The following is a 23,430-nucleotide window of genomic DNA, read 5'->3' on the forward strand; positions in this document are numbered from 1 at the left end:
AACGCAACCAATTTATATAGATGAAATTAATATTTACCGCATTATCATTGATTGTGGGGGGAATGATAAATATGCGGGGCTTTTAAAGGTAGTAGGGTGATCAATAGTGATTAGTTGAAATAGATTACGTATATATAAAGACAAGCTTAACCTTCTTGTTGTATTAGCAGGACAGTATATTTTTTAAAGTACGGTATTTAGTTTGTCTGGAATATACTCTGCTTTCAGGCTGTATAGTAAATAACTAAGGAGTGTTAACTGAAAAAGAGCAGTATTAGATATAGTAAAAAGGAGAACTTTAGTTCTCCTTCATTACTTAATTTGAGTTTGTTTCTCCCACTATTACAACATCACCCGTTTCTTCATCTAGATAAGCACCAATTGGCTGCTCTTTCTCTGTCTTCGTTTCATAATCGTGTATGTAAGCACCAGAAGCTCGACTGATTTGTGCCATTAGCTCTTTGTTTTCATATTGAAACTCATAACAAGTTCGAGATTCCCAAACACCAGAACGGTTTTTGCTTGCAGTAGCTACCATGCCATCTTTGTTTTGTGACAGCCATTCGTTTGCAGCATCACGAAGAGGTTGTTCTTCAGTGTCACTAAAAAGGCCACTATTGGTGTAACATACAAGCATTAGGTCTTTGTTGCTATCATGCGCCGGTGGGATAAGGTATTGACTACCGTCCTGCGAATTAAATACAGAAGCACCACTTGCAAGAAGGTTGTAGTCCAACATTAGACCAGCGGCACGCGTCATGTTGATTGCTTCACAGCCAAACATAGCGAAAGTAGAAAGAAGAGTCAGAACAATAGTTTTTTTCATAAAATCACCAATAAAGAGGCAGTCTATGACTGCCTCTTATACATACTTAGTTAGAAGCTAAATTGCGCACCGATTTTCCAAACGTTGTCATTCTTCAACTTACCGTTAAGACCACCGTCAAAGTTAGTATCACTCTTAACCGTGTATTCGAAGTATGGTTTGAAGTTATCAAACCCTGCATATTGTGCTTTTAGCTCAAGTTCTGCTTGACTGAAGTCTGCATCTAGTGAACTTGTGAGTTGGTGTTTTGGCACTTCGCTATCTATATCTAACTTACCCGTTTTAATAATATAGTTTGCTGATAAATCAACCATATCGCCAACTACATAACCAGCAGTAAGATCAAAGCGATGTAGCTTCTCTTTCTCTTTAGAAGAAAGCGTGGCGTCAACTCCATCGTTTACAGATAAGAACTTAGCATTTAATTTGCCGTCACGAACTTCATAACGGTAACGAGCACTAGTATAAAAGCCATTACCGAAGTCATAGCCAGTTTCGATACCAAATTTAGCAGTGTTGCTAGATTTATAGCTAGCATTTACCTCATCTCCCCCCGGCATCATTGCACTACCGTCAATATTGCCATAATAAGAAGCACGACCAACATGGTGAGATGGAATTGTCAAATCGAACTGAGGTTCAATATACCAAGCATCAGTGATGTCAAACTTGTAATCCAGTGAGAAAGTAGTTTCTTTGTGGTATTTAAGGTTATCCATGGCGACAAACTCAATGCCGCCATGTAAGCCTCCAATCAATTCTGAATCAAATTTTGCTGTGGTTTCTTGGTCACCATCATGTGAAATTTCATAAGTTGTATTAGCCAGAGCCGCGCCAGAGAATAGTGAAACTAGAGTTGCTGCTAAAATAGTCTTTTTCATTTTTAAACCCTATCTGCTTTTTCTATCAAGCAATCCATCGCAAGGTTTTGTATTCCGTTGACAGTGTTGAATATTAAATTTCGGTTCAAGGTGCAAGCGACTTTCAGTGAGAAATATTATTCTACTTTCTTTCAAAATTAGAATTTCACACATTCGCTTACTGCGATTTATTCGACGGGGTGTATGCTATGCTTGATGGGATTTTGAGTAAAAACAAACGTTATTAGAAATGATTAGAAATGGTTAGGGCGATTAAAAGTTATTTCTGCATCATATTATATGTATTAATAATAATATGCCGGTCATGTACATAAATGCTTATTTGATTTTTTTTGCGAAACGAAATTAAAAGCTTATGCGGTGCTTTGTACATGTCTTCAATATATGATTAGTATAATATAAGGTGGTTGGGTTTATTCGGCATTTAGCGTGTTTCTGGTGTTCACTTACTTTCGCCAACGATAACAACGTCACCAGTCTTTTCGTCGAGATAAGCACCAACTGGTTGTTGTGTCTGCGCATCAACCCCCTGTGTCAGCATAGTTGTCGCCTGATCTAAATCCGCAAGTTAATTGTGTAAAAACTAAGTGAAGGTTGATTAACAACCTTCACATTATGATTAAGGCGAGATTATTTCAGATAGCGATCAATTAGGTGTGTTCTGAAGTATTGAGCATTCAGACGCTCACCTGTTGCATTAATTAGGATCTGATCTGTCGAGAGCGTACTCGCTTTCTTCCAAACATGGCGATCTAACCAATTAAATATCGGCGTTAGGTTACGTTCACGAATAAGGTTTTCAATATTCATTTCAGTACGCATAGCAGACATAAACTGGGCTGCGTACATTGCACCTAATGTATAAGAAGGGAAATAGCCGAAGCTGCCATCTGTCCAATGAATATCTTGCATACAGCCATCGGTATAATTACCTTTGGTTGAAAGCCCAAGATACTCATTCATCTTCTTATCCCAAAGTCTTGGAATATCAACCACTTCAATGTTGCCTTCGATCAAATCTCGTTCGATTTCATAACGAAGAATAACGTGTGCAGGGTAGGTTACTTCATCTGCATCTACTCGAATGTACCCTGGTTTAACACGCGTATTAAATAGAGCAAGGTTCTCGTTCGTTAATGCTTTATCGTTCTCGCGTTCAAATGCTTCCCGTGCAGAAGGAGCAAGTAAGGCAATAAATTCTGGGCTACGAGAAAGCTGCATTTCAAAAAATAGGCTTTGAGATTCGTGAATACCCATAGAACGCGCTTGGCCAACGGGTAATCCCGCGAGTTGCTGAGGTAAACCTTGCTCATAACGAGCATGGCCCGTTTCATGAATAACGCCCATTAATGCAGAAGTGAAATCGTCTTCATCGTAACGCGTAGTAATACGTACATCGCTTGGCACACCACCACAGAATGGATGGGTACTGACATCTAAACGGCCATGGTCAAAATCGAATCCCAGCTTGCTCATGACTTCTAAACTAAGGGATTTCTGGTCATCAATAAAGAAAGGCCCTTTAGGTGTTAAAACCGCTTCTGTATTTTGTTTTTCACGTACTTGCTGGATAAGGGAAGGTAACCATGATTTAACATCAGCAAACAGTGAATCAAGCTCTGCGGTTGTCATACCTGGTTCATAAATATCGAGCAATGCATCATAACGACTCAAGCCCGTAGCTTCTGCGCGTATAGCGGCTTCTTTTCGTGCTAGCTCGACAACTGTTTCTAAATTTTTACTGAAATCATGCCAGTTATTGGTTTGGCGCTGAGTTCGCCAAGCATGTTCGCATTTAGAACCTGCAAGCGATTGCTCTTCTACAAGTTCAGCAGGAAGAATATTGCTCATTTGCCAAACACGCTTCATCTCTTTCAGGCTGATGGTTTCTTCAGCCGTTAATGATTCTGCTTCTGCTTGATTGAACCAATCAGCTAAATGAGAGGCTGTGGAGAGTTCATGAGACATAACGGCTAATTCAGCCATGGCTTCTGAACGAGCATCGTTACCACCTTCAGGCATCATTGCAGCCTGATCCCAGCCACAGATAGCCCCAAGATGTGATAAGCGGTTAATTTTCTTTGAGTGTTTTACTAACTTTTCATAGTAAGTCATCATCAATCCTTGCGTTGACTTAGTAGCTTTAACTACTAAGAATATCGATAAATACCGGAATAAAGAATGCCTTAACTAGCAAACAGGGTATTTTACCGCAGTTGGGCAATTTATTTGCTATTACGGTTGAATTTGCCGAATTTTATCAGCTACTGCAGAGTAATACGCTGGTTAATTATCCTATAAAACGCACATTACTATTTATTGACACAAAACTGTCAGTATAAAAATGAATAGTGTTGAATCTGACTGGTCTTTTCTGCTAAAAAGGCATTGTGAAATTAAGAACGTATTTTCTAAAAACGTTTCTCAGAAAATCACTGCAAACATATGTAATTAGTGTCATATTGTGTAGTGTGATAAATGAAGCGTGATAAGCTCTAATGTGTCAAAACACTTACACTTTCGTAAGAATTTGTAAAGTACGCGCGCATTGAATTGATAGTCGGATATAATGCCAAAAGTAGTCGTAATTAGGAATTTTCATACAAAAATGAAAAAGACATCAAGAATAATTTCAGCAGTAACAGGTACTTTTTTTCTCTCGTTATCTTTACCTGCTCTAGCCGTACCAACTGTGATTCCTGACGCACCTATATTAGGCGCTAAGGGATATGTATTGATGGACTACAATACAGGTCGAGTTCTTGTCGAAAAGAATGCAAATGTAAAATTAAACCCTGCCAGTTTAACAAAGCTAATGACCAGCTATGTAGCAGGGCAAGAGATGAAACGCGGTAACATCAGTCAAGATGATATTGTTGTAATAAGTAGAAATGCATGGGCTAGAAACTTTTCTGATTCATCTAAGATGTTTATTGAAGTGGGTACTGAAGTCTCGATGATGGATTTGTACCGCGGCCTTATTATTCAATCGGGTAATGATGCAAGTGTTGCTATTGCTGAGCATGTTGCAGGTTCTCAAGATGCATTTGTTGGATTAATGAATTCATGGGCTAAAAATTTAGGCATGAATAACAGCCAATTTGCGAATGCACATGGTCTTGATAACCCTAATTTGTTCAGTACCCCTTACGATATAGCTTTGTTAGGGCAAGCATTGATCAAAGATTTGCCTGATCTTTACCCTCTATATAGTGAACGTTCTTTTACTTACAACAATATTACACAGCGTAACCGTAACGGGTTACTTGGTGATAAAAGTATTAATGTTGATGGTATGAAAACGGGCTACACTGGCGGTGCTGGTTATAGTTTAGCGAGCTCAGCAACTCAGGGGAACATGCGCTTAATTTCAGTTGTTATGGGCTCTAGTAGTACAAAAAGCCGTGAAGCCGAAAGTAAGCAGCTGCTAAATTATGGATTCCGATTCTTTAGTACAATCTCGCCACATAAAAAAGGGCAAGAGGTGCTGAATGAGCGTATTTGGATGGGCAACACCGACACGATTAGTCTTGGTGTAAATAGCGATACTTACGTGACGCTGTCACGTAATGATGCAAAGAAAGTGACAGCCAATGTTAAATTAACACATGATTTAATGGCACCAATTGCGATTGGTGACAATGTTGGCTCAATCTTCTATCAAGTTGATGGTGAAGATGTTGCAGAAGTGCCGTTAGTCGCTTTAGAAACTGTTGAAGAAGGCGGTATCTTTAGTCGCTTAATTGATTATATTAAAATGTTTTTTGCAAACCTGTTTAAGTAATTACTAGCTTAACTGGCTGAATCCGATTATCGGTTTAGAATTGAACCCACTTTCACTGTACAAGAGAAGGTGGGTTTTTTCTAACATGCTTATACTAATTTAGACAACTATTTGCTCAGCCTACTGACCACATAGTTATCCATAGTGGTCTTAAATGTTAGTTACATCGATGAACATTGATTCATCAATATTGATATTTGAAGACGATACTTCTGCTTCAGTAAATTCATACTCAGCTCTTTTACCACTTCTATCTAGTGGTAGGTTTTCAAAATCAAAAATATTTCTATCAGCTAGCTGACTTGGGCTAATATTTTGTGTTGATTTAAAAATGCTTTCTACACGACCTGGAGTTTGTGTGTCCCAATCAATCAGCATTGCTTTAATGTTTTGACGCTGAAGGTTTTCTTGTGAACCACATAAGTTACAAGGAATGATTGGGTATTCGCGGTATTCAGCGTAAGCGATTAAGTCTTTCTCACGGCAGTAAGTAAGAGGGCGAATAACAACGTTTCTTTGATCATCTGAGCGTAATTTAGGCGGCATTGATTTCAATCTTGAGCCATAGAACATGTTCAAGAACATTGTCTCAACCATATCGTCCATGTGATGACCAAGCGCAATTTTAGTCGCTCCAATCTTCTCTGCGAAAGAATATAAGGTTCCGCGACGTAAGCGAGAACAAAGGCCACATGTCGTTTTACCTTCAGGTATTTTCTCTCTAACGACAGAGTAGGTGTCTTTATCAACGATGTAATAAGGAATGCCCAGAGATTCAAAATAGTTTGGCAAGATATGCTCTGGAAAACCTGGTTGTTTCTGATCCAGATTTACAGCGATCACTTTAAAGTTAATCGGTGCTGATTTTTGCAAGCCCAAAAGAATATCAAGCATCGCAAAAGAATCTTTACCACCACTGATACAAGCCATTACAACATCTGACTCTTCAATCATGTTGTATTCAGTAATCGCATTACCTACATTGCGTCGAAGTTTCTTTTGAAGCTTATTAAATTCAAGGTTTTCTTTGTGCGTATCTTGTTGATTCATTCTCAAATCTCGTACTACCGTAAATGAAGTAGTGAACAGCTGATGGATTAGCGGGGGATTATAATGCTTTTTTACTCGTTCAGGGAAGTGTTCTTGTGCTTAATACCATAAAGTGTAACAACGCGTTAGATTTGAACAAAAACCAAGCTAACAATAAAACTGCTTTTGAATTAAGATATTAAAAGTACCGTATACGCCATAATTGGCAGTTAGCAGTAAGGTCATATAGACCTACTCAATGATAAATACGTAAACAATATTTACGTAAAAGGGATGGTAATGGATAAATTGCATCAATGTTTAATTGCTGGCGTAGCGATAGTCGCTATATCTGGATGTTCAGCTAAGCAATCACAACAGCTAGGAATGCGAAGTAGCACCGTGACAAAAGTATCGCAACAAATGTCTAATTTAGAACTTTGTGAGACGTACTTGTATGATAGAAGCACCACACAGACTCACTTTGCGATAGCCAGTGAATGGAGTCGACGTGGTTTAAGTCGTAAGTACTGTGAAGAAACAATTAACCAACTTTATATTTCTGCTTTGGCGAGCTGGTTAGTTGCAAACAAAGACAAAAAAACAACCGAAGATGCAACAAAGCCTGTTCCTTTGCCAGCAACGAATTAACTATTGATGCCAATTTAGACAAGGTTCTGCACATTCTTGCTGATTAAATCCCAGAAGATTTACTTAACCTGATTGGTATAATAAAAAAGCCTCGTTATTAGAGGCTTTTTTATCACTGCGTTATCTATTGTAATTTTAATCGACTCTAATCAATGTTAGGTGCGAGAGGGCTTACATAGCCATCGGGTTTTAACGCGAGTAAGTCACAATTTAGACTATCAATTGTATGCTCTGCGGTATTGCCGATAAAGACGGCTGATAAACCAGTACGCCCAGTAGTCCCTAAAATAACAAGTTCAGCGTCTAAATCTTCTGCCACTTTAGGTATAACGTCTTCAGGTAGCCCTTCGATAACATGAGTTTGCTCTTCACAAATACTATATTGCTGTCGTAGTGCTTTCATTGACGTTAAGTGATGCCCACGCACTGCATCGGTATAAGAAGCGGGGTCAAACTCGGGTAGCTCAATGGTAATATTAACGGGTGTTGCTGGGTATGCGTTCACAAGGTTGATTTCTGCCCCTAAAATACCCGCTAGACATTGCGCTTCTTTTACAATGGCATTATTAAGTGACTCATGTGTTTCACTATCTGCAGCTAAATTAACACATGCGACAATTTTCCCATTTTCAGGCCAACTATGCTCTTTAACCATAAGAACCGGGCAAGGGCACTTACGTAATAAATGCCAATCTGTTGGCGTGAAGATAACTGAACCAATTTTATCGTGTGCATGCGTTGCTTTAACTAGCAGGTCTATATGGCTTGTAAATACTTCGGCCACAATTGCCTCATATGGACGGTTATGCCAAACAACCTTTATATCTATATCTAATCCGTCTTCAGCATGTGGCTGAATGAGATCTTTAAGCCATGCTTCTCTTTGCATCACAACACCACGGCGCATAGCGTGTCGTTCTTCAGACGAGAGCATAGATGTCATTTCGTATGAGAAATCATAAATGGCAAGAAAGATGGTGATTTTTACGTCGGAAGACTTGTTGGCAAGATGAATGGCACGCGATAACGCAGGTTGGTGATCCTGAGCCGGATCAATAGCAACAAGAATATTATTGTATTTTTTCATAACTGCCCCCTTACACAACTGTGCTGGCAAAATACCTTTCTGAATGATAGCAGGTAAAACTGTGTCTAATCAGATTAGTACATTAACTGTAACGTATAGAAGGTATTAAAGGGAGAGGATATAACAATAAATATAAAAAAAGTGATACGCATCAATAGTCGTATCACTTTTTCTGAAAACAAATAGTTATTTATTAGGTGCTTTTTTTACTAACACCAGCAAGGCGAGCTAGCTCGTCGTGATCAAGGATTGTAATATACTTACCTTTAACACTTAGCATGTCTGATTTTTGGAAGCGACCCAATAAACGACTGATAGTCTCAACCGTTAAACCTAAGTAGTTACCAATATCACCACGTGTCATTGTTAGACGAAATTCACGAGGTGAAAAACCACGCTGCGAAAAACGCAGTGATAAGTTATAAAGGAAAGCCGCTAAGCGTTCTTCTGCATTCTTTTTAGAAAGCAGTAGAATCATTTCTTGGTCACCTTTGATTTCATGACTCATCAAACGCATGATTTGCTGACGTAGCTTTGGCATTCTGCCTGATAAGTCATCAAGAATCTCAAATGGGATTTCACATACCATTGATGTTTCAAGAGACTGTGCAAAGCTAGGGTGCATCATTTCATTGATAGCATCGAAACCAACAAGATCACCAGCAAGATGGAAAGCTGTAATTTGCTCATCACCTTGTTCTGTAATGGTGTAACTCTTGATCGTACCAGAGCGGATAGCGAAAAGAGATTTGAGCTCATCGCCAGCTTTAAAAAGCTCTTGTCCTTTCTGGATAGGTTTTTTCCGTTCGATAATTTGATCGAGTTGATCAAGTTCAGACTCATTCAGTGTGAATGGAATACATAACTGACTAATACTGCAATCCTGACAGTGAATAGCACATCCCCCTGACTGAATACGTTTGGTTGTAAGTTTGTCTGAAATCATAAGCCTGTCTAACCAATTTGATGTAGGTCAATATTTTAACATATTATGAAGTAATATTACGAGTAATAAAAACTCTACAACATTTGTTTGATTGCGATGTAACCAGTATGAACGCCGTACGCCAATAACAGCAAGGCACTCGCGCGTTTAAAGTAGAGGTTTTTTAAAAGTTGTTTTGCGTGTTCGGCAACTGAACCAATCAATAACATCGCGGGCAGTGTGCCTAAACCGAAAGCAAGCATCACACTAGCACCACCAATGGCACTGCCAGAGACTGCAGCCCAACTAAGCGTCGAATACACCAAACCACAAGGTAACCAGCCCCAGAGAATCCCAAAGGGTAGCGCTGATAATGGTGATTTCAAAGGTAGAAAAGATTTCGCCGTCGGGGATATGTATTTCCAAAGAAATTGCCCGAGGCGCTCAATTTTTGTGATACCTTGCCACCATTGACCAAGGTATAGCGCCAAGCCTATCATCATAAAAGCGGCAAATAAGCGCAATGAAATCAATGCACTTGAATAACCACTGTAAGCGGCCATACCTGCGAAAGCACCACCTATAATGGCACCAGCAATCGAATAAGAAAATAAGCGCCCTATATTATAGGCCAGTAAGTAAAACCAACGATTGTTGCGTTCTTGACCCGGCATACCTAAGGTTAGTGCGGCGGCTACACCACCACACATACCAATACAGTGTCCTGCGCCCATCAGCCCGATAGCAAAAGCAGCATAGAAATCTATATTCACGATTTATCGCCAGTATTCTGATTTTCTACCGTCTTTGTAGTCGGCTCTATTTCTTCAGCAGAAGGTACACTTTTTGACTTAGATTCTGTTTCATCAAACAAAATATCGAAGCCTTGGCGTTCAAGATCTTCGAATTGATCTGACTTTACTGCCCATAAAAAGATAGCAACTGCGATGCATACAAAAATAATGGCAATAGGTATTAATAGGTAAAGACTAGCCATTTTCTTTTAACAACCTTAAAGAATTTGATACAACAATGATCGAACTTGCAGACATGCCAACAACGGCAATGTACGGCGCAACCATCCCAGCAACAGCAAGAGGTAATATAATCAGATTATACCCTAATGACCAAGCAAGGTTTTCGCGAATAATCTTTTTAGTTTTCAATGCTAATCGGCGAGCTTGTAAGATACGGGTTAATTGGTCGCCCAATAACACCATATCAGCTGAAGATTTGGCAATGTCTGTACCGCCACCCATCGCAACAGAAAGGTGCGCACCCGCTAGAACCGGGGCATCATTCACACCATCACCAATCATTAGTGCCACATCTTTGTCATCTAAACTGCGTAAGTAATCCAATTTACCTTCTGGTGTAACGCCTGATACCAACTTATCGACATTCAGTTTATCGGCAACAAGCTGCGCGTTAACGGAATTGTCGCCAGTTAACATCGTGACTTGAATACCTGCACGCTGGAATTGTCGAACTAACTCAGCACTGTCTTCGCGGATAGGGTCATCTAATTTGAATGCTGCGACAAGTTGAGTGTCACACGATAGCCAAACTTGATAACTATTATCTGCTTGATTCACTAAAGATTCGGCGTTCGTATTACCCTCTAGTACAAATTTAATCTGGCCGATACGCCATTCTTGCCCATTTTTAACACCTTTAAGGCCACAACCAATTACATTGTCGACGTGGTCAAAGGCAAAGGCTTGGTCTCTATGCGGTATAAATGCGCGAGCTATGGGGTGATTGGCAAAACGTTCTAATTCTGCGGAATAAGATAAGGCATCGTTCTCTGCCACGTGAGTAAATAACTGAGTATTGATTAAACGGATATTACCTTCAGTCAGTGTGCCTGTTTTATCAATGACTAATTGATTCACCTTGCAAAGCGTTTCTAATACATGACCTCTACGAAGCAATATACCTAAGCGACCGAGACTAGAGGTAGAACAAGTGAGTGCGGTGGGTGTAGCCAAAGATAACGCGCAAGGACAGGTTGCAACTAATACGGCTAAGGTGATCCATAATGCATCTTCTGGTTGTTGTTGATGCCAATAAAGCCAAGTACCCGCAGCAATAATCAAAATTCCTGCGACAAAATACCGTGCCACAATATCGGCAAGTACAGCTACTTTGGGTTTAGACATTTGCGCTTCATCTTGAAGGCGCACAATATTAGAAATCAATGAATTCTGACGATCTTTGGTGACTTTAATCGTGATATTACCATCGCCATTAATCGTACCAGCAAAAACTTGCTCACCAGCTGAGCGAGCAATTGGCATTGGTTCGCCCGTTAACATCGATTCATCAACCGCGGTTTCGCCCTGAATAATATCACCGTCTGCTGGCAAGCTTTCACCCGGCAAAATAGTGACAACGTCACCGACGATTAATGTTTTCGCCGCAACTTGGGTACCATCTTCTAATGTCGCCATCGCAGGAACTAACTTTAATAAGTTTGCACTGGCAGCTGCTGCATGCCGGCGGGCTCGCATTTCAAGGAAACGACCCAGTAATAGGAAGAAAGTAAACATTGAAATGGATTCAAAGAACACTTCACCTTTTTCAGCGACTGTCGCGTAAAGGCTAGCAACATAGGCGAAAAGCAGGGCGATTGAAACGGGTACATCCATCCCAAGCGTTCGAGCGCGTAGGTTTCGCCATGCATTCATGTAAAAAGGGAGTGCAGAATACAGTAGTACTGGGGTAGCAAAAATTAAGCTAACCCAGCGAAGGTAATTTCTAAATTCAGTGTCTAGATCGCTAAACACTTCAAAATATAGTGCCACAGCAATCATCATCACTTGCATAGTGGCTATGCCTGCAATACCCAACCGATACAGGTATTGTTTCATTGTATTGTGATATTGCTGTTCTTGCGCATCAGCTTCAAAAGGGGCGGCTTTATAGCCAAGGCGATGAATTGCCGAAAGTAGGGTGCTGAGTTTAGTTTGTTCAGGATCCCACTTTAATAAGGCGCGGTGAGTGGTCGTATTAACTTGAATTGAAACTAATCCCGCTTCTCGCGAAAGTTGTTTTTCAATAAGCCAAGCACATGCTGCACAGGATACGCCATCAAGTGAAAGTGAAACTTCTTTACAATCATCAAGATTACGCACAAATTCTTGTTGTACTTCTTCATGATCATAAAGTAAGAGCGATTTAAGTTGTTGTGGTACTAAGTCAGCTTTTTCTGCGGGGGCAGTACGATATTCATAATAAGAAGTCAGGCCGCTTTCTACAATGGTTGTCGCGACAGCTTCACATCCAGGGCAGCACATGTCTCGTGCTTTACCTAAAATATCTACTTCATAGTGGCAATCCTGAGGAACAGGATCGCCGCAATGATAGCAGTCGGTATCTCTGCTGATTTCTTTTGTCATCCCTTATTCTGCCCGTACAACGCAATCGGATCGGAAGTAGGTAAGTTTACACGACCTTGTAACATCCAGTCACCATCAAACGCTTCAACTTCGATGAACCACGGGCCTTGTAGTGGTTCTGGCGAGTTAAAGTGATAGGTACCTTTAAGATCCGCACTAACCATTTGAGTAAAGTCTTGATTAGCAAGCGTACGGTGAGTAAAAGTAACACGTAAATTAGGATTACTTCTGAGCTCTCCTTTATCAAATTTAACCGCAATTTGATTTTCTTCTACTGCCACTGTTGCATGAAGCTTTAATGCATCTGCTACGCGAAGGCGAGAAATATCGACATTAATTGCTTTGCCTTTTTTGTAATAATCTTCAGCAACAAGGTCGACTTGGTTTTGAGAGAATATATAAACAGCCGTTAAACTATAAACAACAGAAGATGCAGGAAGAGCGATGACAAACCAAGGCCAAAACTGCTTATACCATGGTTTTTTTTGCATGATGATAACCTTTGATATTTAGATGAAATTAGCCCCTGAAGTTAACAGGGGCTAGGTATTATGTCTCTGTAATATTTCACAATCTATCAGTAAACATGTAACTGATTATTAACGAGTAATATTACTTATCAGTCTTTTCGCTTAGATTCCAAACATAGGCAGAAATTAGCTGAATTTTCTCTTCACCTAACACATCTTTCCATGCTGGCATTACACCATGACGACCATGCATAATAGTAGCTTCAACTGCACGACGAGAACCACCGTACAACCAGATATTATCCGTTAAGTCAGGTGCACCAAACGCAGGGTTACCTTTACCATCCGTACCGTGACATGCAGCACATACAACAAAACGACTTTTACCCGCTGCTGCTTCTTTTGCATTCACTTTACGACCCGATAGACCAAGAACATAACTTGTTACTTCTTTAACGCCATCTTCACCGAGTGCATCACCCCAAGCAGGCATGACACCTTGACGACCTTCCATGATGGTTGTTTTGATAGTTTCTGCTTCACCACCATATAACCATGCATTGTCAGTCAAGCTAGGGTATCCAGCTTGGCCACGAGCATCTGAACCATGACATTGTGAACAGTTCTGAATAAACAGACGCTGGCCTACTTTAATCGCTTCTGAATTAGCGGCGATATCAGTAATAGGAAGTAGGGTATTGCCTGAGGTGTCGTAAGCTAGAGTTTTGAATGTTTCACCGTATCTAGCCTCGGCTTCATCCAATTCTCTTGCGTACTGATTCAACTGTTTGTTCTGCTGAGCATTAGCAAGTGATGCCTTTGACTCTTCAAGTGAACGAACAGTTTGGTCAGAACTTGTCCAGCCTAAAAAGCCTTTGTAGTTACCTAACCCTGGGTAAAGGAAAAGGTAAAGTACAGCAAAGGCAATTGTGGCCCAAAACATGTACGACCACCACTTGGGCAGTGGGTTGTTAATTTCACGAATACCATCGTATTCGTGTCCCATATCTTCACCTTCTTCGACACCCATCTTGTCGCGGCTACACCAAAAAAGTAGGCAACCGACACCGACTAAACTGCCAATAGTGATGATAGAGATCCATAGGCTCCAAAACGTACTCATGCTTCCTAGCTCCTGTCTTTCTCACGCGTGGCCAAATCTTGTTCTTCATCAGCAAACACAAGGTTTGCTGCTTCACTGAACTCAGACTTGCGGCGCTTGCTATAAGCCCAAAGGATAATACCAATAAAGCTAATGAACAGCACAACAGTCCAGACGCTGTGAACAGTTATAATATCCATGATATCTCCTTATTTCATCGCGTGACCAAGAGACTGAAGGTAAGCAATAACTGCATCCATTTCAGTCTTGCCTTTAACGTCATCACCAGCGCTGGCAACTTGCTCGTCAGTGTACGGAACACCGAAGTTATCTTTAAAGATTGCAAGTTTCTTAGAAGTTAATTTACCGTCAAGTACATTCTCTTCCAGCCATGGGAAACCAGGCATATTTGATTCAGGAACAACAGCGCGAGGATCACGAAGGTGCACACGGTGCCAATCGTCAGAATAACGTTGACCAACACGTGCCAAATCAGGACCTGTACGTTTTGAGCCCCATAAGAATGGGTGTTCCCACACACTTTCACCCGCGACAGAATAGTGACCATAGCGCTCTGTTTCAGAACGGAATGGACGAATCATTTGGCTGTGACAAACGTTACAGCCTTCGCGAATGTAAATATCACGACCTTCCATCTCTAATGCCGTATAAGGGCGAAGGTTAGCTACTGGCTCAGTAGTTTGCTCTTGATAAATAAGCGGCGTAATTTCAACCAGCGCACCAAAGCTAATAGCGATGATGATAAGGATTGCCAAAAGACCGACATTTTTTTCAACTATTGCGTGACGATTACTCATCTGTCGAACTCCTTATGCTGGTTGTTCAATTGCTTTTAGGCTTTCTTTTGGTGCTGAAATTGTTTTGTATGCGTTATACGCAAGCAAGAACATGCCAGACAAGAAGATTAACCCGCCAACAAAGCGAACAAAGTAGAACGGATAAGAGGCTTGCAGCGATTCAACGAAGCTGTAAGTCAATGTACCGTCGGTATTTACTGCACGCCACATCAGGCCTTGCATCACACCAGAAATCCACATTGCTACGATATATAGTACCGTACCAATTGTTGCTAACCAGAAGTGAACGTTGATCAGTTTGATCGAATACATACGCTCTTGGCCGAACAGTTTAGGGATTAGGTGATACACAGAACCGATAGAAACCATCGCAACCCAACCTAAAGCACCAGAGTGAACATGACCAATGGTCCAGTCCGTGTAGTGAGATAGGGCGTTTACTGTTTTAATTGCCATCATTGGGCCTTCGAAGGTAGACATACCGTAGAAAGACAACGAAACAACAAGGAAACGCAAAATCGGATCGTAACGAAGTTTATGCCACGCACCAGATAAGGTCATGATACCGTTGATCATCCCGCCCCAAGAAGGTGCGAATAAAACAAGCGACATCACCATACCTAACGACTGAGTCCAGTCAGGTAGTGCTGTGTAATGAAGGTGGTGAGGACCAGCCCAGATGTACAGAGAAATTAGTGCCCAGAAGTGTACGATAGATAAGCGATACGAGTAAACAGGACGACCCGCTTGCTTTGGTACGAAGTAATACATCATACCCAAGAAGCCCGCAGTAAGCAGGAAGCCTACAGCGTTATGACCGTACCACCACTGAATCATTGCATCCACAGCGCCAGAGTAAATCGAATACGACTTACTTATTGAAACTGGAATAGCAAGGTTGTTCACAATGTGAAGTACCGCTACCGTTAGAATGAAGGCACCGAAGAACCAGTTCGCAACATAAATGTGCGACGTGTTTCTTTTAATCATTGTACCGAAAAAGACAATGGCATAGGCTACCCATACAACTGCAATAGCGATACCAATCGGCCATTCCAGTTCTGCGTATTCTTTACCTGTGGTCCATCCCATTGGCAATGTAATTGCCGCTGAAATGATTATTGCTTGCCAACCCCAAAAGGTAAACGCGGCTAACTTCCCACCGAATAATCTTGTTTGACATGTACGTTGTACTACGTAATAAGACGTAGCAAATAACGCACTAGTACCAAATGCGAAAATTACTGCATTAGTATGCAGTGGACGCAAACGGCTGTATGTCAACCAAGGAGTATCGAAGTTTAGCGCCGGCCATACCAGCTGAGCTGCAATCAATACACCAACGCTCATACCGACAATTCCCCATAGTATGGTAGCTAGGGTAAATTGACGAACGACCGTATAGTTATAGTTTTGTTCAAGCTGCTTTACTTGGCTCATGTTGCTACTTCCACTATATATTGTTCAACTACACTTTATTTCCTTGTGCGAACAACAAGTTGTCGCAATGCCACCCAAAGCTTATTGATAGCCTTGTTGTTTTATAAACAACTCAACAATCAAATTGCTATTTTATTGTAAAAGTGGCATTTTCATTGCGCATAATACGTTAGTTAACAAACGATTGACAGGCTGATGCCCACACATTGTTTACGGTTAAGCAACATTTATGTGAAAACTTTGAACTCTGTAACACGAGATGAGTGTAATTATGGCAGCAGAAAAATTAACAAAATCACGATTAATCCAAATTATTGTACTGATGGCAGTGCTCATTTCAGCATTTGTTTGGAGAACAGTTACCTATGAAGAGGTGCAATCAGTAGAACAAAAGGCTATTCACTGTGTAATAAGTGAAGAAAAGTGCTTAATTGTTGAACAGAGCGAGGCTACAGATATAACATTAACCCCATTACCTGCTAAAGCTGAGTCGCCACTTTCTCTACAAATCGGCAACATTGATGTTAAACCAGTAGGTGTTGTTGAGGGTGTCGATATGTTTATGGGTACAATCCCCGTCGTTTTTGAACAAAAAGGCGAGTATTGGGTGGGGAATTTTAGTGTTCCAGCCTGTATTCATGATGAAATGGATTGGAAAGCAACAATTACGCAAGGAAATCAAACCACAATAGCTACATTCACCGTGAAAAAATGATTAACATTCAAACGGTTTAAATGTTAATCATGTGGTTCTGTTCGGCTTGATTGCACCAGTCTTATTTTAACAAAATAAAAACTAAACATTAGAAAGCAATAAGTCCCCAAATAGGCTTATTGCTTTGGTTTTCTGCATGTAATAATTATCTTATTCGACGTAAATCATTTTCTTTGTCATTCCACCATCAACAGTGAAATTTTGCCCTGTAATAAAGCCAGACTGTTCACTAAGAAGAAAATTAACGATTGCAGCAGTATCAGTTACATCGCCAACTCGACCAACAGGATGTTGGTTAGAATCTACATCCCTTAGTGGTTCATTGGTTGTGTTAATCCAACCGGGAGAAACACAATTAACTCTAATCTCGGGCCCTAAACTGTTTGCTAGTGCGTGCGTTAAAGCCACTAAGCCACCCTTGGAAGCACTGTATAATTCCGTATTAGGTTCAGATTGTTGCGCGCGAGTAGAGCTAATATTGACGATGGAACCTTTCGCTTTTTTTAATAAAGGTAAACATAGTTTACTCATCAATAATGGCGCAGTAAGGTTAATGTTCAGAACCCGATGCCATTCTATTAAGTCTAATTCTTCAAGCGGTGAATTGTAGGGATTGGAGATAGCAGCATTATTGATTAAGCCATTTAGATGACCATACTGTGTCGTGATCTCTTTAATGATCAACGACATTTCAGTTTCATTAGAAACATCAGCACATCGGAAGCGAATACGAGGCTCCTCAGAAACTAATTTAAACCCCGCATTTTCATCAATATCAACCGCGATAACAATTGTCTCATTTCCACTGGTGCTATTTGTCGCAGGGCTGCTCTCAACTAAGAATTCGCAAATTCCTTTACCTATGCCATTCGCGCCGCCTGTTACCAAAATTACTTGATTAGCCATTGCATCCCTTCATTTGCAGCATATTCGAAAGATGATAATGAATAACGGCAAAAACAAAGCAGACTTTAATCAAAAAACCATAAAAAACTCAATCCTTTGCTGGATGCAAATGTAATAATGTTACTTATGTAGAAAAGTAATGACAGAAAGAAGAATAATGGATATCGCAACCAGCATCTCTGCTATTAATTCATCTGAAAACGCTATTTTAGATGCAATTTGCAAATTACAGCAAAAAATCACGAACCCTAAGTTAGTCTTGGCGTATTTTTCAGAGCACCATGATGAAATTCTGATTAAGAACATATTGCATGAACAATACCCTGACGCCCAAGTCTTGGGGTGTTCATCTTGCCGAGGAGTCATGACTGACGAGGGTTATAACTATGGCGATAGCATTGCTTTATGGGCTATGTGTGATTACAACGGTGCATTTGGAACTGCGTTAGTTTCTACTAATCAATCTCCATTCGAAATGGCTCAGCAAGCGGTATTAAGAGCAATAGAGAATAGTGGACGCCCTGGCGAACTTCCGGCATTGATTTTGCTTCATGCCACTCCAGGGAATGAAGAAGATGTTATTAAAGGTATTGAGCATGAGTTAGGCGCGTCAATACCAATTATTGGCGGTAGTGCGGCGGATGATTTTGTTAGCGGAAATTGGAAGCTATTTACTCATGAGCATACCAGTCAGCATGGGGTAGGTGTTTGTGTATTTTACCCATCTTGCCAAGTAAGTTATTCGTTTCATTCTGGCTATGCCAATACCAATCAATCAGCGGTTGTGACAAAAGTTGAAGGCCGAGAGATTGTTGAATTAGATAACGAACCCGCTATAAATATTTATGAAAAATGGTTAGACAAAGATCTAAGTCAAGCAAGTAATATCATTAACGAGAGTAGCCTTAACCCCTTAGGGCGCGTGGTGGGGAAAGTGCATGAGCTCGAATATTACAAACTTGCGCATCCACTAAAAGTGACAGAACGCGGTGGAATAGAGCTTTTCGCAACGGTAGAAGAATCTGAAACCGTTTTTTGTATGATGGGAACCGATGAGCGTCTAATTACCAGGGCGGGTAGAGTGATTGACTCAGCCAATGATGTTGGCAGGAAAGGCGAATTAGACCCTATTGGTGGCATTACCATTTACTGCGCTGGTTGCATGTTAAAAGTTCAAGACAGAATGCATGAAGTCGCCAGTTATGTGAATCACGCCATGCATCAAGCTCCGTTTGTTAGTCCTTTTACTTTTGGAGAGCAAGGGCAGTTTATTGGTGGTGAAAACGCTCATGGAAACTTAATGATTTCCGCCGTTCTTTTTCATAGGGATGAGTATGCTAAATTCTGAGTCTGAAAAATTACAAGAGACATTACTTGACTTGCTACGAAGCCAAGAAAGAGAGTGTCAATTACGTGAAGAAAATTCAGCTATTCTAGCGGGTATTTCCGCAATGGCGGGCGCAAACAATAAACGTCAAGTATTCAATAGCTTATTATCTGTATTGCGAAAGTACATAGGCTTTGAGCACGCACTTGCCCTTACTCGCGACGACGAAACTGGCCCGCTAAGAGAACTCGTTACAACATGTAGTGCATTTGAATCAAGTTCATGGACCATTGATAGAACATTTGTACGTTGTATTAACGGTGAAAGTATCGCTTTATTTTCCCCAAAAGATGTTACAGAGTTTAAAGAGGTCTCTCCTCAAATACTCGAATACTGTAATTCAGCGTTAATGACGGGAGTGAAAGTTAGCTCTGGCGATGCTGTACTATTATTTGTGCATTCTAAAAAAGGGCAATTTACACCTCAGTGCCGAAGAGTGCTCGACAGATTTAGACCGTTATTAGAACGTGCAATCATCGATATTGATTATCGCGAACGTTTACAATCCTTAGTGACAGCAAGAACACAAGAGCTCACACACAGCCAGCAACGATTTAAAGATTTTGCCAAAACAGTCGGGGATTGGTTTTGGGAAGTCGATACCGACTATCAATTTACCTATATCTCGTCCCCGCATCTTGCTAACCATGTTATTGATAATGCCAACATATTAGATATCTTTGGTGAACAGTCTGAATTACGCGTTAAGTTATTAGAACAACTAAAAAGCAAAAAGACATTCGAAGATATTGAATGGAAATTACCTGAAGATGAAGGCGGTTTATGGATCACGCTAAGTGGGACACCTTACTTCAATAAACAAGGTAAATTATTGGGTTATCGCGGTACCGCAAAAGATATTACAAACAGAAAACAGCGTTTAGTTGAATTACAACTCGCTAGAAAACAAGCAGAAACCGCGAATAACGCAAAATCTGAATTCCTAGCAATGATGAGCCATGAAATACGCACACCATTAAATGCTGTGCTGGGTTTAATGGACACGTTAGTTGATTCTGGGCTCAACAGTAAACAAATGGAGTGGGTGAGTCAGATGGAACAATCTGCTCAATTGCTACTTACCATTATCAATGACATCCTCGATTTATCACGGATTGAGTCAGGTAAATTTGAGTTATTCAATACAGAGATATGTATTGCAGATAGTATTAATCTCGTCGTTAACCAACTAAACGAACAAGCAAAAAGAAAAAATATCACCTTAACGACGACAATCGGTTCATCTGTACCAGACAGCATGTTAGGTGATAAAAATCGAATAACTCAAGTCATGTTCAATCTTATCGGGAATGCAATAAAATTCACCAATGTTGGTTCTGTTAGAGTCTCTGTAAAAGCAGTTAACAATCATATTGAGATTGCAGTTACCGATACAGGAATAGGCATAGCACCGTATGCACAAAAAACATTGTTTAATCCATTCATCCAAGCTGATGGAAGTATTACTCGGCGCTATGGTGGTACGGGTTTAGGTCTTGCAATTAGTATGCATCTAATCAAAAAAATGGATGGTAATATTTCATTAGATAGCATGCTAAATGTGGGCAGCTGTTTTACCGTATCGATACCAATAACATCTATAGTTAATACGACAGAAAAAGAGCTACCAGAGCAATACCCAATATCAACGCGATCATTAAACATCTTGCTTGCGGAAGACAGCAACACGAATCAACTGGTTGCTAAATTAATGCTTGAAAAGCGTGGCCACCGAGTACAAATTGCAAATAATGGTGAGGAAGCTATAAAAGCCTTAGAAAATGATACACATTATTTCGATATTGTTTTGATGGATATTTCAATGCCAGTACTTGATGGGATCCAAGCTACCAAGCTATTACGAGAAGAAGAGATCACCATACCAATCATTGCACTAACAGCAAACGCAATGCAGTGCGATCAAGTTGAATACAAAAAAGCTGGGATGAATGATTTCTTAGCTAAACCAATAAGAGCAATCGAGCTTAATCAAATACTGAGTAAATACCAGCACATTGCCTAAACGAGCTAAGAGCTTAATGATCTTACAGAGCAGTTAAATGCTGTTGCACTTAACAGCTCTGTAATTAATACCAAACTTGAAGAACAAGGCAAACTGACCATTTGCAGAAGAGCTTAAAGTACGGTGCTAATTACCTATTTTATGGTAAATAGCCAATACTGTTAAATAGCACCGCATGAAACAACAAAAAGAAAGAGAGTAGAAAGAGAGGCTTAAATTAAGTCATTTGAATACGCCTTACTATATCCAATTTAACATAATATACATAATGCGCACCGAGGGGTAGCTTTGTTAACATTTGAACGGCACTTACGAGTCACTAGCGAAACCTTTATTAATGAGGCTATTTAAAGGTTTGGAAACAGTTAGTTATCTCAACGCACCACGCTTTTCAGGATGTTCTCAAGCCGCTACGTTACGGACTGAATGAAAACCATGCTGATGTCGCTGATGTCGATATATGGGTAAAAATGGACTTTCCATCGTCGTCATCAATTAATCATGCCGTTATCAATCGGAAATAACTTTCTAAATGGAAACAATTTTGCGAGGTATATCATGTTGCACCAATCATTCGTCAAACTTTTTTGGCGCCATTTTGACTCAATTCCCCAAGCTGCCGCGTGGTTTCATGTCAAACCCGTGACCGTCAAACGTTGGTTATCGGGCTGGATGGACGTGAATCCGATGGCTGAGAAACTGCTCTTAATTCGTGCCCGTGGCTATTTACCCGATAATTCCCGTTGGCAAGGTTTTCGGGTTGATGAATACCGGTGCATCATCATTACACCTGAAGGCCGACAATTCAGTCCTAAAGAGCTGGATTCATGGGCTGTGCGGTTTGATGAGTTTCATGCGTTAAAGCGACTCTACGAACTGGATTATATTCCAGTGCGCTCCAATGTAGTCACGCCATTGCCGTTTCGTGGTGGTCATCGTGTGAAGGAAATAAAAAGTGACACTGTGACCAAGGAGAAAAAGAAGGAATATCGACGGGCTATGGAAGAAAGGAAAATGGCTAAGTAACTTCCCTAGCCTTTAGCTATCAATAAGCCCGCATCTGCGGGCTCTTTTATTAATTATGCATGCAATATTTCGATGACTTGCTCTCTAGAAAGTGACCCATTCGTATTTAAGGTACGCTTTCTATCTAACATTCTCAGATAAGTTGAATACATTTCACAGTGACTATTAAACTCTGTAATATCAAGGTGTTCAAATCTATGCTGGGTTCTTACAAGAAATAGAGCAAAAGACATGAGCCTGCATTCATTGTTTCCATCAAAACCTGCAAATTGACTGCGATAGTGTTCTATAACTTCGCTATCATCTGGATGCTCTTGAGTATAAAAATGTATTGCTTCAAACAAACTCAATACATTAAGAACAAACCGACAGTTTTCTTCACTTAGCTCATCTTCAGATAGTGACAAATCAAGCTCTTTATAGAACAAGCTGTAGCCACTCTCTAAAATTTCAAGCTTTTCATCATAACTATCTGCATTATCAGGTTGAAGCATTTTCAGAATTTCATATTGATTTTTAAGAAAGAGTCTATCTTTTACAGTTAAATCCATAATTTCAAACGCCTGTAGTGTATGAGAATCCATACATTACAGGTATTGATTTTATACATTTGTGATTCGGAGCTCAAAATCAATAGGGCTTTCGCCATGTTACGCGCTCTTATTGCTTTCTATGACTGAAAGTCGATTTTCATGTTGTTCAATGATTTTTTTTATCCAAGCAATATCCGTTTTCATTGCAATACCAGTCCCAAACGCCGAACAAAATCCAGTCGCTGCGGCAACTAGCACTGTTTGATATAACTCCATCCAAATCCCCTATTTTTTCTCTTTGCGTATTAACATGATGCCGATCGCTCTATAACATCGATGGCGATCACAATCTCATTCGATTGTAGACCTTCGTAAAATCTAACTGACGTGATCGGCTTGCGTCAATTTATTTAATCTTTTTCGCAT

The 23,430-nt window shown here is 40.3% G+C and carries 23 protein-coding genes; 6 read left to right on the forward strand and 17 right to left on the reverse strand.

The genetic code is table 11. From position 1 onward, the window contains the following. Positions 1-316: 316 nt before the first annotated feature. From C9J12_RS24085 to C9J12_RS24095, 3 genes are all read right to left on the reverse strand, one after another. Positions 317-826 (reverse strand): hypothetical protein, encoded by a 510-nt coding sequence (locus C9J12_RS24085; RefSeq protein ID WP_107245024.1) that lies wholly within the window; start codon positions 824-826, stop codon positions 317-319. Positions 827-876: 50 nt separating this feature from the next. Next, the gene (locus C9J12_RS24090; RefSeq protein WP_107245025.1) at positions 877-1,707 is read right to left on the reverse strand and encodes a hypothetical protein; all 831 of its coding nucleotides are present in this window, start codon (positions 1,705-1,707) and stop codon (positions 877-879) included. 630 nt (positions 1,708-2,337) lie between these two features. Continuing rightward, positions 2,338-3,822, reverse strand: coding sequence for a carboxypeptidase M32 (locus tag C9J12_RS24095; protein ID WP_107245026.1), 1,485 nt, complete (start codon positions 3,820-3,822; stop codon positions 2,338-2,340). A gap of 493 nt (positions 3,823-4,315) precedes the next feature. Between C9J12_RS24095 and C9J12_RS24100 the strand changes: the two genes are divergently transcribed. Then, on the forward strand, positions 4,316-5,491 hold the full coding sequence (locus C9J12_RS24100) for a D-alanyl-D-alanine carboxypeptidase family protein (protein WP_107245027.1): 1,176 nt from the start codon (positions 4,316-4,318) through the stop codon (positions 5,489-5,491). A gap of 150 nt (positions 5,492-5,641) precedes the next feature. Here C9J12_RS24100 and ttcA read toward each other — a convergent pair whose 3' ends face one another. Then, positions 5,642-6,541, reverse strand: coding sequence for a tRNA 2-thiocytidine(32) synthetase TtcA (gene ttcA / locus C9J12_RS24105; RefSeq protein ID WP_107245028.1), 900 nt, complete (start codon positions 6,539-6,541; stop codon positions 5,642-5,644). Positions 6,542-6,820: 279 nt separating this feature from the next. Between ttcA and C9J12_RS24110 the strand changes: the two genes are divergently transcribed. Then, the gene (locus C9J12_RS24110; protein WP_107245029.1) at positions 6,821-7,171 is read left to right on the forward strand and encodes a hypothetical protein; all 351 of its coding nucleotides are present in this window, start codon (positions 6,821-6,823) and stop codon (positions 7,169-7,171) included. A 145-nt stretch (positions 7,172-7,316) separates the two neighbouring features. On the opposite strand, the gene uspE is transcribed toward C9J12_RS24110, so the two are convergent. The 10 genes from uspE to ccoN form a co-directional block, all read right to left on the reverse strand. After that, complete coding sequence (uspE, locus tag C9J12_RS24115) at positions 7,317-8,258, reverse strand: universal stress protein UspE (protein WP_107245030.1); 942 nt, start codon at positions 8,256-8,258, stop codon at positions 7,317-7,319. Between the two features lie 193 nt (positions 8,259-8,451). Next, entirely contained in the window at positions 8,452-9,204 is a 753-nt protein-coding gene (locus C9J12_RS24120; protein WP_107245031.1) for an FNR family transcription factor, read from the reverse strand. A 74-nt stretch (positions 9,205-9,278) separates the two neighbouring features. Further along, positions 9,279-9,956: a sulfite exporter TauE/SafE family protein gene (locus C9J12_RS24125; protein WP_107245032.1), complete on the reverse strand. Its 678-nt coding sequence runs from the start codon at positions 9,954-9,956 to the stop codon at positions 9,279-9,281. Beyond that, positions 9,953-10,180 (reverse strand): cbb3-type cytochrome oxidase assembly protein CcoS, encoded by a 228-nt coding sequence (ccoS, locus tag C9J12_RS24130; protein WP_107245033.1) that lies wholly within the window; start codon positions 10,178-10,180, stop codon positions 9,953-9,955. Before ccoS ends, C9J12_RS24125 begins: the two co-directional genes overlap by 4 nt. Further along, positions 10,173-12,584, reverse strand: coding sequence for a heavy metal translocating P-type ATPase (locus C9J12_RS24135; protein ID WP_107245034.1), 2,412 nt, complete (start codon positions 12,582-12,584; stop codon positions 10,173-10,175). Before C9J12_RS24135 ends, ccoS begins: the two co-directional genes overlap by 8 nt. Beyond that, on the reverse strand, positions 12,581-13,075 hold the full coding sequence (locus C9J12_RS24140) for a FixH family protein (RefSeq protein WP_011218545.1): 495 nt from the start codon (positions 13,073-13,075) through the stop codon (positions 12,581-12,583). The genes C9J12_RS24135 and C9J12_RS24140 overlap by 4 nt, the downstream gene beginning before the upstream one ends. Positions 13,076-13,196: 121 nt before the next feature. Further along, positions 13,197-14,177, reverse strand: coding sequence for a cytochrome-c oxidase, cbb3-type subunit III (ccoP, locus tag C9J12_RS24145; RefSeq protein ID WP_107245035.1), 981 nt, complete (start codon positions 14,175-14,177; stop codon positions 13,197-13,199). A gap of 5 nt (positions 14,178-14,182) precedes the next feature. Further along, entirely contained in the window at positions 14,183-14,356 is a 174-nt protein-coding gene (locus C9J12_RS24150; protein ID WP_006231870.1) for a cbb3-type cytochrome oxidase subunit 3, read from the reverse strand. Between the two features lie 9 nt (positions 14,357-14,365). Next, positions 14,366-14,974, reverse strand: a complete 609-nt coding sequence (gene ccoO, locus C9J12_RS24155) for a cytochrome-c oxidase, cbb3-type subunit II (RefSeq protein WP_107245036.1) — start codon at positions 14,972-14,974, stop codon at positions 14,366-14,368. A 12-nt stretch (positions 14,975-14,986) separates the two neighbouring features. Then, complete coding sequence (ccoN, locus tag C9J12_RS24160; RefSeq protein WP_011218542.1) at positions 14,987-16,414, reverse strand: cytochrome-c oxidase, cbb3-type subunit I; 1,428 nt, start codon at positions 16,412-16,414, stop codon at positions 14,987-14,989. A 271-nt stretch (positions 16,415-16,685) separates the two neighbouring features. Between ccoN and C9J12_RS24165 the strand changes: the two genes are divergently transcribed. Next, positions 16,686-17,129 carry a hypothetical protein gene (locus C9J12_RS24165; RefSeq protein WP_107245037.1) on the forward strand — a complete coding sequence of 148 codons (444 nt, stop codon included), beginning with the start codon at positions 16,686-16,688 and terminating at the stop codon, positions 17,127-17,129. A 150-nt stretch (positions 17,130-17,279) separates the two neighbouring features. Here the strand turns inward: C9J12_RS24165 and C9J12_RS24170 are convergent, their stop codons facing one another. Then, positions 17,280-18,035, reverse strand: coding sequence for an SDR family oxidoreductase (locus C9J12_RS24170; protein WP_107245038.1), 756 nt, complete (start codon positions 18,033-18,035; stop codon positions 17,280-17,282). 157 nt (positions 18,036-18,192) lie between these two features. On the opposite strand from C9J12_RS24170, the gene C9J12_RS24175 reads away from it, so the two are divergent. The 3 genes from C9J12_RS24175 to C9J12_RS24185 all read left to right on the forward strand — a co-directional run bounded on the left by C9J12_RS24175 (position 18,193) and on the right by C9J12_RS24185 (position 22,471). After that, on the forward strand, positions 18,193-19,383 hold the full coding sequence (locus tag C9J12_RS24175; protein WP_107245039.1) for an FIST signal transduction protein: 1,191 nt from the start codon (positions 18,193-18,195) through the stop codon (positions 19,381-19,383). After that, entirely contained in the window at positions 19,370-21,445 is a 2,076-nt protein-coding gene (locus tag C9J12_RS24180; protein WP_107245040.1) for a PAS domain-containing hybrid sensor histidine kinase/response regulator, read from the forward strand. Before C9J12_RS24175 ends, C9J12_RS24180 begins: the two co-directional genes overlap by 14 nt. Before the next feature lie 558 nt (positions 21,446-22,003). Beyond that, positions 22,004-22,471: a phage protein gene (locus tag C9J12_RS24185; RefSeq protein ID WP_107245041.1), complete on the forward strand. Its 468-nt coding sequence runs from the start codon at positions 22,004-22,006 to the stop codon at positions 22,469-22,471. Between the two features lie 53 nt (positions 22,472-22,524). On the opposite strand, the gene C9J12_RS24190 is transcribed toward C9J12_RS24185, so the two are convergent. Beyond that, positions 22,525-23,022 (reverse strand): YfbU family protein, encoded by a 498-nt coding sequence (locus C9J12_RS24190; RefSeq protein WP_170111871.1) that lies wholly within the window; start codon positions 23,020-23,022, stop codon positions 22,525-22,527. Positions 23,023-23,121: 99 nt separating this feature from the next. Further along, on the reverse strand, positions 23,122-23,280 hold the full coding sequence (locus C9J12_RS30835; protein ID WP_170111872.1) for a hypothetical protein: 159 nt from the start codon (positions 23,278-23,280) through the stop codon (positions 23,122-23,124). Positions 23,281-23,430: the final 150 nt, after the last annotated feature.

The sequence above is a fragment of the Photobacterium frigidiphilum genome (genome assembly GCF_003025615.1).
Lineage (GTDB): Bacteria > Pseudomonadota > Gammaproteobacteria > Enterobacterales > Vibrionaceae > Photobacterium > Photobacterium frigidiphilum.

Bases quoted from the DNA above. Each gene is read 5' to 3' on its own strand.
- C9J12_RS24180 (WP_107245040.1), top strand. From the start codon at position 19,370: ATGCTAAATTCTGAGTCTGAAAAATTACAAGAGACATTACTTGACTTG.
- C9J12_RS24110 (WP_107245029.1), top strand. From the start codon at position 6,821: ATGGATAAATTGCATCAATGTTTAATTGCTGGCGTAGCGATAGTCGCT.
- C9J12_RS24120 (WP_107245031.1), bottom strand. From the start codon at position 9,204: ATGATTTCAGACAAACTTACAACCAAACGTATTCAGTCAGGGGGATGT.
- C9J12_RS24190 (WP_170111871.1), bottom strand. From the start codon at position 23,022: ATGGATTTAACTGTAAAAGATAGACTCTTTCTTAAAAATCAATATGAA.
- C9J12_RS24175 (WP_107245039.1), top strand. From the start codon at position 18,193: ATGGATATCGCAACCAGCATCTCTGCTATTAATTCATCTGAAAACGCT.
- C9J12_RS24170 (WP_107245038.1), bottom strand. From the start codon at position 18,035: ATGGCTAATCAAGTAATTTTGGTAACAGGCGGCGCGAATGGCATAGGT.
- C9J12_RS24135 (WP_107245034.1), bottom strand. From the start codon at position 12,584: ATGACAAAAGAAATCAGCAGAGATACCGACTGCTATCATTGCGGCGAT.
- C9J12_RS24090 (WP_107245025.1), bottom strand. From the start codon at position 1,707: ATGAAAAAGACTATTTTAGCAGCAACTCTAGTTTCACTATTCTCTGGC.
- C9J12_RS24185 (WP_107245041.1), top strand. From the start codon at position 22,004: ATGTTGCACCAATCATTCGTCAAACTTTTTTGGCGCCATTTTGACTCA.
- uspE (WP_107245030.1), bottom strand. From the start codon at position 8,258: ATGAAAAAATACAATAATATTCTTGTTGCTATTGATCCGGCTCAGGAT.
- ccoS (WP_107245033.1), bottom strand. From the start codon at position 10,180: ATGGCTAGTCTTTACCTATTAATACCTATTGCCATTATTTTTGTATGC.
- C9J12_RS24165 (WP_107245037.1), top strand. From the start codon at position 16,686: ATGGCAGCAGAAAAATTAACAAAATCACGATTAATCCAAATTATTGTA.
- ccoN (WP_011218542.1), bottom strand. From the start codon at position 16,414: ATGAGCCAAGTAAAGCAGCTTGAACAAAACTATAACTATACGGTCGTT.
- C9J12_RS24100 (WP_107245027.1), top strand. From the start codon at position 4,316: ATGAAAAAGACATCAAGAATAATTTCAGCAGTAACAGGTACTTTTTTT.
- ttcA (WP_107245028.1), bottom strand. From the start codon at position 6,541: ATGAATCAACAAGATACGCACAAAGAAAACCTTGAATTTAATAAGCTT.
- C9J12_RS24085 (WP_107245024.1), bottom strand. From the start codon at position 826: ATGAAAAAAACTATTGTTCTGACTCTTCTTTCTACTTTCGCTATGTTT.
- C9J12_RS24140 (WP_011218545.1), bottom strand. From the start codon at position 13,075: ATGCAAAAAAAACCATGGTATAAGCAGTTTTGGCCTTGGTTTGTCATC.
- C9J12_RS24150 (WP_006231870.1), bottom strand. From the start codon at position 14,356: ATGGATATTATAACTGTTCACAGCGTCTGGACTGTTGTGCTGTTCATT.
- ccoO (WP_107245036.1), bottom strand. From the start codon at position 14,974: ATGAGTAATCGTCACGCAATAGTTGAAAAAAATGTCGGTCTTTTGGCA.
- C9J12_RS24095 (WP_107245026.1), bottom strand. From the start codon at position 3,822: ATGACTTACTATGAAAAGTTAGTAAAACACTCAAAGAAAATTAACCGC.
- C9J12_RS30835 (WP_170111872.1), bottom strand. From the start codon at position 23,280: ATGGAGTTATATCAAACAGTGCTAGTTGCCGCAGCGACTGGATTTTGT.
- ccoP (WP_107245035.1), bottom strand. From the start codon at position 14,177: ATGAGTACGTTTTGGAGCCTATGGATCTCTATCATCACTATTGGCAGT.